Source organism: Flavobacterium sp. 40-81 (genome assembly GCF_001898245.1).
Lineage (GTDB): Bacteria > Bacteroidota > Bacteroidia > Flavobacteriales > Flavobacteriaceae > Flavobacterium > Flavobacterium inviolabile.
The window spans coordinates 158,022-171,940 of the sequence record NZ_MKTM01000031.1; the positions used below are offsets into that span (position 1 = coordinate 158,022).

The 13,919-nt window shown below is 41.5% G+C and carries 12 protein-coding genes; 9 read left to right on the plus strand and 3 right to left on the minus strand.

Going from position 1 to position 13,919, the window contains the following annotated elements; genetic code table 11:
• Window positions 1-24 precede the first annotated feature (24 nt).
• Window positions 25-1,071, minus strand: a complete 1,047-nt coding sequence (locus BGO42_RS12150; protein ID WP_273244390.1) for a DUF8457 domain-containing protein — start codon at window positions 1,069-1,071, stop codon at window positions 25-27.
• Between the two features lie 103 nt (window positions 1,072-1,174).
• On the opposite strand from BGO42_RS12150, the gene BGO42_RS12155 reads away from it, so the two are divergent.
• The 8 genes from BGO42_RS12155 (at window position 1,175) to BGO42_RS12190 (ending at window position 11,547) form a co-directional block, all read left to right on the plus strand.
• The gene (locus BGO42_RS12155; protein WP_177730395.1) at window positions 1,175-1,792 is read left to right on the plus strand and encodes a thymidine kinase; all 618 of its coding nucleotides are present in this window, start codon (window positions 1,175-1,177) and stop codon (window positions 1,790-1,792) included.
• Between the two features lie 3 nt (window positions 1,793-1,795).
• Window positions 1,796-4,231 carry a bifunctional UDP-N-acetylmuramoyl-tripeptide:D-alanyl-D-alanine ligase/alanine racemase gene (locus tag BGO42_RS12160; RefSeq protein WP_273244388.1) on the plus strand — a complete coding sequence of 812 codons (2,436 nt, stop codon included), beginning with the start codon at window positions 1,796-1,798 and terminating at the stop codon, window positions 4,229-4,231.
• An 83-nt stretch (window positions 4,232-4,314) separates the two neighbouring features.
• Window positions 4,315-4,692 carry a large conductance mechanosensitive channel protein MscL gene (gene mscL / locus BGO42_RS12165; RefSeq protein WP_177730399.1) on the plus strand — a complete coding sequence of 126 codons (378 nt, stop codon included), beginning with the start codon at window positions 4,315-4,317 and terminating at the stop codon, window positions 4,690-4,692.
• A gap of 127 nt (window positions 4,693-4,819) precedes the next feature.
• On the plus strand, window positions 4,820-5,809 hold the full coding sequence (locus BGO42_RS12170; protein ID WP_273244385.1) for an aspartate-semialdehyde dehydrogenase: 990 nt from the start codon (window positions 4,820-4,822) through the stop codon (window positions 5,807-5,809).
• A 99-nt stretch (window positions 5,810-5,908) separates the two neighbouring features.
• A complete protein-coding gene (locus BGO42_RS12175; protein ID WP_177730409.1) occupies window positions 5,909-6,256 on the plus strand; it encodes a hypothetical protein in 348 nt (115 codons plus the stop codon).
• A 78-nt stretch (window positions 6,257-6,334) separates the two neighbouring features.
• Entirely contained in the window at window positions 6,335-8,719 is a 2,385-nt protein-coding gene (locus BGO42_RS12180) for a TonB-dependent receptor (RefSeq protein WP_273244383.1), read from the plus strand.
• Window positions 8,720-8,733: 14 nt separating this feature from the next.
• Window positions 8,734-9,309 carry a type 1 periplasmic binding fold superfamily protein gene (locus BGO42_RS12185; protein ID WP_273244380.1) on the plus strand — a complete coding sequence of 192 codons (576 nt, stop codon included), beginning with the start codon at window positions 8,734-8,736 and terminating at the stop codon, window positions 9,307-9,309.
• 153 nt (window positions 9,310-9,462) lie between these two features.
• On the plus strand, window positions 9,463-11,547 hold the full coding sequence (locus BGO42_RS12190; protein ID WP_273244592.1) for a prolyl oligopeptidase family serine peptidase: 2,085 nt from the start codon (window positions 9,463-9,465) through the stop codon (window positions 11,545-11,547).
• Window positions 11,548-11,633: 86 nt separating this feature from the next.
• Here BGO42_RS12190 and BGO42_RS12195 read toward each other — a convergent pair whose 3' ends face one another.
• Window positions 11,634-12,437, minus strand: a complete 804-nt coding sequence (locus BGO42_RS12195) for a TIGR00266 family protein (protein ID WP_177730416.1) — start codon at window positions 12,435-12,437, stop codon at window positions 11,634-11,636.
• A 214-nt stretch (window positions 12,438-12,651) separates the two neighbouring features.
• Here BGO42_RS12195 and BGO42_RS12200 point away from each other — a divergent pair, with 214 nt between their 5' ends.
• Entirely contained in the window at window positions 12,652-13,092 is a 441-nt protein-coding gene (locus tag BGO42_RS12200; RefSeq protein ID WP_218618737.1) for a DUF1842 domain-containing protein, read from the plus strand.
• Between the two features lie 78 nt (window positions 13,093-13,170).
• On the opposite strand, the gene mtgA is transcribed toward BGO42_RS12200, so the two are convergent.
• Window positions 13,171-13,914 carry a monofunctional biosynthetic peptidoglycan transglycosylase gene (gene mtgA, locus BGO42_RS12205; RefSeq protein ID WP_177730418.1) on the minus strand — a complete coding sequence of 248 codons (744 nt, stop codon included), beginning with the start codon at window positions 13,912-13,914 and terminating at the stop codon, window positions 13,171-13,173.
• Between the last annotated feature and the right edge of the window lie 5 nt (window positions 13,915-13,919).

Below are 13,919 nucleotides of genomic sequence, written 5' to 3' on the forward strand. Positions count from 1 at the left end.
GCGTAATTTATACTTATAAAAAGACTACGAGAATCGCTTCTCTACAATCTCCATAAAACGGGTTGCATATTCTTCTTTTCCTTCCCAGTTATTGTAATCCGGTTTTACCAGATCTTCAATAAAATTCTGAGCATCTTCAAAATTATCAAAGGTATTCAGCTGGGATAAAACACGGTTCAGGTCTTCACCGCTTCCGCCAAAAAGGTTCTTTTCGAAAGCAATCCGGTCGTTCAGTCCCAAAGCGATGGCTTTACTGTGGGCATCGCCCGTTGCTTTTCGGGTATAGGCTTCTTTTTCGGATGAAATGGAAAGTACCGGTTCTTCTTTTATTGGTTCCACAGCCGGTTCAAAAACAATATCCGCCACTTTTTCAACTTCGGCAGGTACATCGTTTACTTTTACAAATTCCGGTTCTTTATAGGAATGCCCTAACAACTCTTCCAAAGTGATTTGCTTTGGCTCCTGTTTCGGTTCTTCTTTTACACGTTCGAAAACCGGTTCTTCAATAATCGCTTCTGCCGGTGCTGCTGGTTCTTCTTCGTCTTCCGGAGTCGTTTCTTCTTCATCCAGCTCGCTTTCATCAATATCAATCTGGCCGACAACCACCTTTTCTTCTTCCGCTACTATTATTGGTTCTTCCGCTGGTTCTTCTTCGTCTTCCGTTTCCGTTTCAACAACAGGCGCTTCCGTTTCAGCGGCTGCGGCTATAATCAGTTCTTCTTCCTCCGGCTCGGTTTCCGTCTCCATTTCCGGTTCGGCATCTTCCGGTTCGGCTACAATATTTATTTCTTCCGCAACCGGTTCCGGTTCGTTTTCCACTACAGGTTCCGGCACTGCTACCGCTGTTTCTTCTTCTTTGTTTTCAAAAGCTCCGTCTAATTTCTCTTCCAGTTCTTCCAGGCCGATTGTTGGTTTTACCGCTTCGAAATTTTCCTCATAAAAACGCAATACCGATAATATCTCATACAGTTTTTGCGTTTCCTGATGTAACTGAATCACTTCCGATTTATTTTTTAATTTTAAAATGCGGTGGGCAATACTAATTAATTCGGCCTCTAATTTTTTCTTCATAACTTTTGATTTTATATGGAGTAAAGCGGTGGTTTTTTAATAAATTTGTTTCCATTACAAAAGTAACAGAAAAAAACGCTGTTTACAGCCTGAAAAGTACAAAATGTTTCTCGAAAATACGGTAAATCATAAAGAACAATTTGGATGGATTGAAGTCATTTGCGGCTCGATGTTTTCCGGTAAAACTGAAGAACTTATTCGTCGTTTAAAACGCGCTCAGTTTGCCAAACAAAGAGTGGAAATTTTCAAACCGGCCATCGATACCCGCTATCACGATGAGATGGTTGTTTCTCATGACGCTAATGAAATCCGCTCTACTCCGGTTCCGGCAGCGGCCAATATCCGTATTCTTGCCGATGGCTGTGATGTCATCGGAATTGACGAAGCCCAGTTTTTTGATGACGAGATTGTTGCCGTTTGCAATGACCTTGCCAATTCCGGCGTACGCGTTATCGTAGCAGGACTGGACATGGACTTTAAAGGCAATCCTTTCGGCCCGATGCCCGCCCTGATGGCAACAGCCGAATATGTTACAAAAGTACATGCCGTTTGCACCCGCACCGGAAATTTAGCCAACTATAGTTTTAGAAAAACCCACAACGACAATCTTGTTTTACTGGGTGAAACGGAAGAATACGAACCGTTAAGCCGTGCGGCCTATTTTAATGCTATGAAAGAAATGCAGGAACAAGAGTCCAGAAACAAAAAAAATCAAGAATAAGCTTTGAGTTTAATTATAAAAAATATTATCCCGGTCATTCACGCTAAATGGTTAGGGACTGATGAAACATGTCCTGTAGACAATGTTTCCATCGACAGCCGTTCGTTACAAAACAACAACGGAACTTTATTTTTTGCACTGGTCGGACACAATCACGACGGACATCATTACATTCCGAACCTGATTGCCAAAGGCGTTCAGAACTTTGTAGTGAATCACATTCCGGACACGCTGGAAGGCAAGGCAAACTTCCTGGTAGTTAACGATACACTGCACAGCCTGCAGGAATTTGCGGCCTATTACCGCATGCAGTTTGATTTCCCGGTAATAGGTGTAACCGGAAGCAGCGGCAAAACCATTGTCAAAGAATGGCTGAATTTCCTGTTAAGCCCGGAATACAATATCATCCGCAGCCCTAAAAGCTACAACTCCCAGGTAGGTGTTCCGCTATCGATCATCGGGATCAATGAAAAACACAACTTAGGGATTTTTGAAGCCGGTATTTCCACTGTCGGCGAAATGGACAAACTGGAAGCCATTATCAAACCGACCATTGGTATTTTAACCAATATCGGTGGGGCACATGACGAAGGTTTCGAAAGCGTAGCCCAAAAAATATCCGAAAAAATAAAACTCTTCCAAAACACCAAAATTCTTATTTACCAGAAGAATCCGCTAATTGACGATCTTCTGGACAAAAATATCCCAACTTTCAGCTGGAGTTTTGAAGACCGCACTGCCGGTGTATTCATTACCAAAACGGCTCCTGACGAACTGGAAGTACACTACCGGCAACAGCCTTTCCTGCTGCAACTTCCGTTTCAGGACAAAGCGTCTGTTGAAAACACCATCAACTGCCTGATGGTACTACTGCATTTCGGGTATGACAAGGCTGTCATTAAAGAACGCCTGCACAACCTGTATCCGGTAGAAATGCGCCTGCAGGTGAAAAACGGCATTCACAACTGTACGCTAATTGACGACAGTTACAGTTCCGACTACCAGTCGCTAAAAATTGCGCTGGATTTCCTGGAGCAGCACAAAACCCATCAGCAGAAAACAATAATACTATCCGATATTTTCCAGAGCGGTTTTCCGGTGGAAGAATTATATGCCAAAGTTGCCCGGCTGTTAACCAACAATAAAATTGAACGCGTTATCGGGATTGGCGAAACCATCAGTCGTTACCTGAAAGATTTTCCGGGATTTATTGCCTTTAAAAACACCCATGATTTTCTGGTGCAATACAATGCCGCTTCTTTTCAGAATGAAACGATACTGATAAAAGGCGCACGAACCTTCCATTTTGAAGAAATCGTAACCCTGCTGGAAGAAAAAACACATGAAACGGTATTGGAGATCAACCTGAATTCCATCAGCCACAATCTGAACTTCTACAAATCGAAGCTAAAACCGTCCACAAAAATAATGGTCATGGTAAAAGCTTTCGGATATGGAAGTGGCAGTTTTGAAATTGCAAAATTATTGGCCCATCACAAAGTTGATTATTTAGGCGTGGCTTTCGCCGATGAAGGAATTGCACTTCGCAACGCCGGTATTGAAATGCCGATTATTGTGATGAACCCCGAAAACAGTGCTTTTTCGGCGATGATTGCCTACCATCTGGAACCGGAAATCTATTCGCCGACTGTATTAAAAACGTTTATCACTCTGGCCCAGCAGAAAAACCTGTCCAATTACCCGATACACATCAAACTGGATACCGGTATGCATCGTCTGGGTTTTGAGGAAAACAATCTCGATGATCTGATCTCTGTTTTAAAAAACAACAATTTTGTCTCCGTTAAAAGTATCTTCTCCCACCTTTCGGCGAGCGACGGACCGGAATTCAACGATTTCACGTTACAGCAGATCCATACGTTTGACCGATGGTCGCAAAAAATTGTATCGGAACTGAACATCACCCCTATCCGCCATATCCTGAACACATCCGGAATTTACAATTTCCCGGATTATCAGTTCGACATGGTACGCCTGGGTATCGGACTATACGGCGTAGGAAATGATGAGGAAGAAATGAAACACCTGGAAAATGTAGGCACGTTAAAAACCGTTATCCTGCAAACCAAAGAAATTCAGGCCGGTGAAAGTGTGGGCTACAGCCGGAAATTCATGGCAACCCAAACCACTAAAACCGCTACAATTCCCATTGGCTATGCCGACGGAATTCCAAGAAGCTGGGGCAATCAGAAAGGTTATGTGATGATTAAAAACCAGAAAGCGTCCATAATCGGCAATATTTGCATGGACATGTTAATGGTCGACATTACCGGTATTGACTGTAAAGAAGGTGATACGGTAATCATTTTTGGCCAGCAGCCAAGAGTAACCGAAATTGCAAAAACCATTGGCACCATACCCTACGAAATACTGACCAGCATCTCGCACCGGGTAAAACGCATTTTCTTTAAAGAATAAAAAAGACTACTAAAATTGTTAAATTTTTAATCCGTTTTACTACTTTAGTACTAACAAAAATTATTAACTAAAACATTTTAGGTATGGGAATGCTATCAGAATTTAAAGAATTTGCCATGAAAGGCAACGTTGTTGATCTTGCAATCGGGGTGATCATTGGTGGTGCTTTCGGTAAAATTGTAAGTTCATTTATCGATGATGTAATTACACCTTTACTGTTAAAACCGGCATTGGAAGCTGCTAATTTATCAAAAATTGAAGAGCTTACCATTTTTGGAGGAGTCAAGTACGGTATGTTTTTATCGGCTGTCATTAATTTTGTGATTGTTGCATTCGTGCTGTTCTTATTAATCAAGGGAATCAATGCTTCCAAGAAAAAAGAAGCGCCGGCTCCAACCGCTCCGGCTGGTCCTACTCAGGAAGAATTATTGGCTGAAATCCGTGATTTATTGAAAAAATAATCCGCTACACACATATTCTAACCTAAACCGTCCCGGTGTGGACGGTTTTTTTATTTATTGTTATTTTAACCGCATTATTATTTACTTTTGTCATACTAAAAATTTAACTAAAACACATAATATCAAAATGAAAGTAGCCGTTGTAGGAGCCACCGGAATGGTTGGTGAAGTAATGTTACAATTACTGGCAGAAAGAAATTTTCCCGTAACTGAATTAATCCCCGTAGCATCAGAAAAGTCTGTTGGGAAGCAGATTGATTTTAAGGGAAAGAAGTACGCTGTAGTAGGATTACAAACAGCGGTTGAAATGCGTCCTGATATTGCTGTTTTTTCAGCCGGAGGCGAAACCTCTTTAGCCTGGGCGCCAAAATTTGCCGAAGCCGGTACTACCGTTATCGACAACTCTTCTGCATGGCGAATGGACCAGACTAAAAAACTGATCGTTCCGGAAATCAATGCTTCGGTATTGACCAAAGAAGACAAAATTATTGCCAATCCAAACTGTTCGACTATTCAGATGGTGATGGTCCTGGCACCTTTACATAAAAAATACGGCATTAAACGAGTTGTTGTTTCGACCTATCAGTCCATTACCGGAACGGGAGTAAAAGCCGTAAAACAACTGGAAAACGAATTTGCCGGTATACAGGGAGAAATGGCCTATCCGTATCCAATTCACCGCAATGCCATTCCGCAGTGTGATGTTTTTGAAGAAAACGGGTATACGAAAGAAGAAATGAAGCTGGTTCGTGAAACACAGAAAATCATGGACGACAAAACGATTGCTGTTACAGCTACAGCCATCCGTATTCCGGTGGTGGGCGGCCACAGTGAAGCGGTAAACATCCAGTTTGAAAATGATTTCGACGTAAACGAAGTACGCGCTATCCTGCACAACACGCCGGGTGTGGTGGTACAGGATAATCCGGATACCAAAACGTACCCGATGCCTTTATATGCACACGGAAAAGACGATGTATTTGTGGGCAGAATCCGTCGCGACGAAAGTCAGCCGAATACCCTAAACATGTGGATCGTTTCCGACAACCTGCGCAAAGGAGCCGCAACAAACACCATCCAGATCGCAGAATACCTTGTAGCGAACAAGTTAGTATAATATCACTTTTGGAACATATTGACCGTTTTATTTTGGCAAAACATAAATTTTGTTAAAATAAAACGGTTTTCTTTTTTTGGTTTTCTATATTTGCAGGGAATGAAAAAGAAACTGGCCATACTGAACCTTTCTTTAATGATTGCTGTATTGTTCGCAATACTGTTCCAATCGATACATTCCTTTGAGCATTTGGTTGACGAATTCAGTCACGAACACTGCCACCACAAATACGACCATACCAAAACAGAATTCACACACGGGCATCATGATTTCGATCATTGTTTTACCTGCGAATTCTCTTTCAGTAATTATATCCCTACTGAATTTTTCTCTTTTTCCTTTAAAAACACTTTTAAAGCTATTGCTTATAGCTTTGCCAAAACAGAAAAACCTGTTGTTTTTTCAGGAAGCCTTTTTGCACTTCGTGCACCTCCCGGTACATTATAATCACATCGTTTATTAAAAAAACTGTCATGATCATTTCTCGTGATTTTGACCTATTGTGTATTATTTTGAACTGGAAAAATGCGAACACAACCTTTCCTTGTTCTCTGTTTTTTAGTTGTTTGCCACTTTGGTTTTTCGCAGAACAAACTGTCCGGAAAAGTTACCAATGAAAAGCAGCAACCGTTAAACGGAGCACATATTCACGCAGGCGATAAAAGTGCTGCCTCTAATCCTATGGGAGAATATGAAATCAGGAATTTACCGGACGGTAATCAGAAGATTTTCATTTCCTATGTGGGTTACAAAACACTGGATACCCTTGTCAGCATCAATGACAATGTGGTACTGAACGTTATGCTCAAACCCGACATTACCGCTTTAAAAGAAGTGGTCATCAGGGAAAAAGGCAGTGCGCCCAAAACAACCGCTTCCGAGCAGAAAATAAAGAGTGAAACTATCGAACGGTACAGCAACCAGACCTTAGGGGACGCCTTAAAAGAGGTTGCCGGGGTTTCCATTCTTAAAACCGGAAGCACTATTGTAAAACCGGTGATCAACGGGCTGCACAGCAGCCGCGTACCGATTATCAACAACAATGTCCGCCTGGAAGACCAGCAGTGGGGCGCAGAACATGCCCCGAATATGGACATTAATAGTGCCGGGAAAATTACCGTTATTAAAGGTGCCTCAAGCCTGCAATATGGTGGTGATGCCGTGGGCGGAATTGTTATTATCGAACCTTTATCGGTAAAAAAAGATACTTTATTTGGTAAAACAATTGTGAATATGGTTTCCAATGGCCGCGGCGGAAGTATCACTTCCAGCCTGCACAAAGGAAACAGCAAAGGTTGGGCATGGAACGTTTTAGGTACTTTTAAATATTTGGGCGACAGAGAAGCGCCCGATTATGTACTGTCCAATACCGGAAACCGGGAATCCAATTTTTCAGGCGACCTGAAATATATCGGGGACGATTATTCCATTACCGGTTTTTATAGCTTCTATAAAGCCCAGATTGGTATTTTAAGAGCTTCCCATATAGGAAATAGTACTGATTTGGTTAATAGTATCAACAATCAGGCTCCTGCATATATTGCGGATTTCACCTATACGCTCAATGCGCCCAGACAGGAAGTGGAACACCACCTGGCTAAAATTAATTTCCATAAAAAACTGGATCCCAACAGCCAGCTGGAGGTACAATATGCCTATCAGTTTAACAACCGTCTGGAATATGACCTGCGTCGTGGCGACAATGCTAACAAGGCAGCGCTCGACCTGGATTTAACAACGCATGCGCTGCAGGCAGACTGGAAACGGGAAACAGACAACTGGCAAACGAAGATTGGCGTAAATGCCGCCTATCAGACAAATTATGCCAGTCCTGCAACCGGAATCCGTCCTTTAATTCCAAATTATGACAAATATGATGCGGGTGCTTATGCTGTCGTATCCCATTCCTTTTCGGATGATTTCACGTTAGAAGGCGGACTTCGCTATGATTATTCACGGGTGGAAGCAACCAAATTTTACCTGAAATCCCGCTGGGAAGAGCGTGGTTATAACAACGATTTCCAGAATATTATTGTGGGTGAAGAGGGTAACCAATGGTTGACAAAACCGACCTTTTCTTTCCATAATGTATCCGGAAGTATCGGAGCCCGAAAAGAATTCGGCGATCACTGGAGCTGGTTAAACAACATTAGCCTGGCGACCCGGAATCCAAATCCTTCGGAGTTTTTCAGCGACGGACTGCACCATTCCACCGGTATGATCGAGTTGGGAGATTTGCGCCTGAAAAAAGAAAAAGCGCTTAAATTTTCATCCGCTTTATCCCGTAAAGGAGAAACCTTCTCTTTTGAGATCAATCCATACCTGAATAGCATTTCCGATTTTATGTACCTGACTCCTATCGGTCAGGAAACAACAATTCGCGGTGCTTTCCTGGTTTGGGAATACCGTCAGACAAATGCCCGCCTGCTGGGTATTGATGTTCATTCCAACTGGAAAATCAATTCGAATTTCGAACACGATTTTGCACTGGCTTACGTAAACGGAAGGGATCTTACAAACAGTAAGGCATTAATAGACATGCCGCCGTTAAACATTAGCAATGCCCTGCGCTTTACGAAAAAAGAGTGGAACCGTTTACAACTGGAACTAAAGAGCGAGCTGGTTTTCCGTCAGAACCAGTATCCGAATAATAACTTTATCACCAATACCATTGCAAACAATCAATTTGTTCCCACGCTGGTCGACATCAGTACGCCGCCAAAAGCGTATCATTTGCTGCATTTCAATTCCGAAATGAAATTAAAAGCCTTTAAAGGGATCCAGACCACCGTCGGATTATCCGTTCAGAATATTTTCAACACAAACTATAGAGACTACCTGAACCGTCAGCGCTTTTTTGCCGACGAACTGGGTAGAAATTTTCAACTACAATTAAAATTCAATTATTAAAAAAAACATTTACCATGAAAAATTTCAAAATAGCCGCTTTAGCCATAATCGCCATCATTTCTTTCGCTTCCTGTTCCAAAGACGACAATGCAACACCACAGGCCGTTAACGAAGAAGAAGTGATTACAACCGTAACGGCAACGTTTACCGGCGGCGGACAGGTGATTACATTAGTGTCCCGTGATCTGGACGGAGACGGTCCTAATGCACCGGTAGTAACGGTTTCGGGTAATTTCCAGGCCAATACTACTTACAATGGTTCGCTTACTTTTATGAACGAAGCTGCTTCTCCGGCTGAAGATATCACTCCGGAAATCATCGAAGAAGGTGTGGATCACCAGATTTTCTATAGAAAAACCGGTAATTTAAATGCTTTCGAATATGCCGCTACTGCTGATAATTTTGACAGCAACGGAAAACCAATCGGATTAAAATCGGTATTTACCACAACAAATGCTGCTTCCGGAACGGTTACCATTACCTTAAGACATTTACCAAATAAAAACGGTGCCGGGGTTTCTGGCGGTGACATTACCAATGCTGCCGGTGGAACGGATGCTGAAGTTACTTTCCCGGTAACGGTGCAATAATTTCAAAAAAAGTTATAAAACATCCAAAAAAGTGCTGCCTTAAAAACAGCACTTTTTGATTTTAACGAAACGATAACAATTGTTTCCTTATTTTTGTTAAAAAAACTGATGAAAAAAACAATAACAGCCATAGTTGTGGTTTGCAGTTTATCTATGAATGCACAAACGTCCAAAAGTACGGGTAAGCTAAAATACCCGGAAACCAAAAAAGTTGAAACCGTTGATACGTATTTCGGCACTAAAGTAAATGATCCTTACAGATGGCTTGAAGATGACCGCGCTGCCGAAACCGAAGCATGGGTTAAAGCTGAAAATAAGGTTACCTACAATTATTTAGAGCAGATTCCTTTTCGTAATGCTTTAAAAGCGAGAATGGAAAAATTGTGGAACTACGAAAAAATAGGTGCTCCTTTTAAAGAAGGAAATTACACTTACTACTATAAAAATAACGGTTTGCAAAACCAGTCGGTATTGTACCGCAAAGATGCTGCCGGTAAAGAAGAAATATTTCTGGATCCGAACACCTTTTCAAAAGACGGAACGACTTCTTTAGGTGGTCTTGATTTTTCTAAAGACGGCTCAAAAGTGGCTTATGCGATTTCTGAAGGCGGAAGCGACTGGAGAAAAGTGATCATCATGGATGCCCTTACCAAAAAAATAATTGAAGATACTTTGGTTGATGTAAAATTCAGCGGTGTATCCTGGAGAGGAAATGAAGGTTTCTACTATTCCAGTTACGACAAACCGGCCGGAAGTGAACTATCGGCTAAAACAGACCAGCACAAGCTGTATTTCCATAAATTGGGAACTTCTCAAAAAGAAGATAAAGTGATCTTCGGACTGGATCAGAAAAGAAGATATGTAGGTGGTGCCGTTACCGAAGATGATAAATATTTAGTAATTACCGCTTCAACATCTACATCCGGAAACGAATTATACATTAAGGACCTTTCAAATCCGAACAGTCCTATCGTTACTATAGTAGACAATTTTAACAGCGACAACTACATCATTGAAAACGAGGGAACAAAACTATTCATCGTTACCAATTTAAACGCGCCAAACAGACGTATTGTAACGGTTGACATTAACAATCCGAAACCGGAAAACTGGAAAAACTTTATTGCCGAAACAGAGAATGTACTTTCGCCGTCTACTGGTAGCGGTTATTTCTTTGCCAACTATATGAAAGATGCTGTTTCTATTGTAAAACAATACGACTACAGCGGAAAATTAGTTCGTGAAGTACAATTACCGGGCGTAGGTAGTGCCGGAGGTTTCGGAGGCAAAAAAGATGCGAAAACATTATACTATTCTTTCACCAATTATATCACACCGGGAACTACGTATGCTTTCGATCCGAACACCGGAAAATCGACGGTATACCAAAAACCAAAAGTAGATTTTAACAGTGAGGACTATGTTTCCAAACAAGTATTCTATACCTCAAAAGACGGTACTAAAATCCCGATGATTATCACCCATAAAAAAGGATTAAAACTGGATGGTAAGAACCCGACGATCCTTTACGGATATGGCGGATTCAACGTGAGCTTAACCCCAAGTTTCAGCATTGCCAATGCGGTATGGCTGGAAAATGGCGGTGTTTATGCTGTACCAAACTTACGCGGTGGTGGTGAATATGGTAAAAAATGGCATGATGCCGGTACGAAATTGCAAAAGCAAAATGTATTTGACGATTTTATCGCTGCGGGTGAATACCTGATCGCTCAAAAATATACGTCTAAAGATTTCTTAGCGATCCGCGGAGGATCTAATGGCGGATTATTGGTAGGAGCAACCATGACCCAACGTCCGGACCTTATAAAAGTCGCTTTACCGGCTGTGGGTGTAATGGACATGCTGCGTTATCATACGTTTACATCCGGAGCAGGATGGGCTTACGATTACGGAACAGCGGAAGACAACAAAGAAATGTTCAATTACCTGAAAGGATATTCTCCGGTTCACAATGTAAAAGCTGGCGTACAATATCCGGCAACTATGGTTACTACAGGTGATCATGACGACCGTGTTGTTCCGGCACACAGCTTTAAATTTGCTGCAGAATTACAGGAGAAACAAACCGGAACAAATCCGGTATTGATCCGTATCGACATTAACGCCGGTCACGGTGCCGGAAAATCGGTAGCGGCTACTATCCAGGAAAATGTAGACATCCAGGCTTTCACCCTTTTCAACATGGGCATCACAAAATTGCCAAACCTGAAAAAGTAATAAGCGGATTCCATAAAAATAAAAACGCACTTCAATTGAAGTGCGTTTTTCATTATATAACCAAATAAATAGAAAAAATGACCGTATTAAAAACGGTTATCACCGTCAAGCAGGTTCCCTAATCCGCCCAAAAGGCTTCCTTCTTCCCGGCTCTTTCCTCCGGCTCTCGGGGCAGAAGCAATAATTCTGTCGGCCAGACGGCTAAACGGTAACGATTGTACATACACAATCCCCGGTCCGCGAAGTGTCGCAAAAAACAATCCTTCCCCTCCAAAAATGGAGTTCTTTATCCCTCCGATAAATTCAATATCATAATCGATATCTTTGGTAAAACCAACGATACATCCGGTATCTACTTTTAGTATTTCACCGGCCTGTAATTCTTTTCGTGCCAGTGTTCCCCCGGAATGTACAAATGCCATTCCGTCTCCTTCCAGTTTTTGCATGATAAAACCTTCACCTCCGAAAAGTCCGGTTCCTAATTTTCTTGAAAAGTCAATCCCAATGGCAACACCTTTGGCTGCACAAAGGAAAGAATCTTTCTGGCAGATGAATTTTCCGCCGTATTTCATTAAATCGATGGCTACGATTTTTCCCGGATATGGAGAGGCAAAACAAATCTTGCTTTTTCCGTTATTCTGATTCGTATAAGCCGTCATAAACAAACTTTCGCCTGTCAGCACCCTTTTCCCCGCTGATAATAGTTTCCCGAAAATGCCCGACTGCTGCTGTACGGAACCGTCCCCGAAGATCGTTTCCATTTTAATACCGTTGTCCATCATCATAAAACTGCCCGCCTCAGCTACTACAACTTCCTGCGGATCAAGTTCTATTTCTACATATTGCATTTCTTCACCAAAAATTTGGTAATCGATTTCATGTGCCTGCATAATTGTTTCGTTTTTTGATTTTATAATTAGACGATCACTTCAAAAAAATGTTACAATCAAACATAGCAACATTTTTCTTTACAATTACCTAACAATTTTAATACCAGTCAATTACTACGTGCTTTTACCTAAAAACAACAAACCGTATTTTTACGCTGAAACGGGATTTGAAAACAACTGAAATTTGTTATCCTAATCTCAAATCAATAACATTATGAAAACTGAAACAGGTTTATTTATCGTATCGTACCGTATCGCATCTCCTAACCTTGGAGCTCCTACATTTGACGTACATTTAGCAGTAAACACTCCGGGAAAATCCGTTACCGGAAAAGGTGTTGTTCGCAATCCTACGGTTAATCCTCCGTTAAACGTATTCACAGAATTACGCGGCGATTTTACTTACATGACTGTAATGCCTAAAGAAACACATATTTTAGTTGTTGCAGAAGGATATCCTCATTTCAATTTCCCTCCACATGCAGGAATTGGTCCGGTTATTTTACCAAACACCAAATTAAGAATGGTATTGGAAGCTGACTGGCAATCCGGTACTGCAAACTACGCTTATGCAGACGACAAAGGAAACTGGCATGAAGTAAATGACGCAGCTGTAACGATTATCAAAGTAAACGAATTTGCTGCGAGCAACTAAGAAACAACGCTGTAATAATTGTAAAAAGCGGATGCTACCAGGGTAACATCCGCTTTTTTATATTTAGCCGGTATAATGCTAATATTCAAGTTTGCCGATATGGCGCATTACCCTTACGATCCTGTCTTTTCTTTTGTTGATATAGGAAGAAGAATTAGAGGCTTTAAATTTTCGGGGATTCGGAAGAATCGCGGCAATTCCCGCAGCCTCATATTTAGAGAGGTTTTTAGCATCTTTTCCGTACCAGAATTCCGATGCTGCCTGAGCGCCATAAACTCCGTTACCCATTTCGATACTGTTCAGATACACCTCCATAATGCGTTCTTTACCCCAGATAAGTTCTATCAATACGGTAAAATAAGCTTCCAGTCCTTTTCGCAGGTAACTTCTTCCCTGCCAGAGGAAAACATTTTTTGCCGTTTGCTGCGAAATTGTGCTGCCTCCTTTTAATTTACGTCCTTTCTGATTGCTGTCGAATGCTTTTTGCATCGCCTTAAAATCAAAACCGCTATGTATTAAAAAATTACCGTCTTCACTTGCAATAACTGCTTTTTGTAAATTTTCGGAAATATCTTCCAGCGGAACCCAGTCGTGGCTGTGCTCCACTTTGGCATCGGATTCTTTGTTCTCTATTGCCCGGATAACCATTAAAGGTGTAAAAGGAACCGGAACGAACTTAAAGAGTACTACAAAAAATAAGGATAAAGCGAAGAACCATAGAAACGCTTTGATACAAAAACGGACTACTTTATTCATAAAACTTCTTTTTTCTCCTTTTGGCTTTGTGCTGGTATTTGTTTTTGATGCTTTTTTTACTGCCATTATTC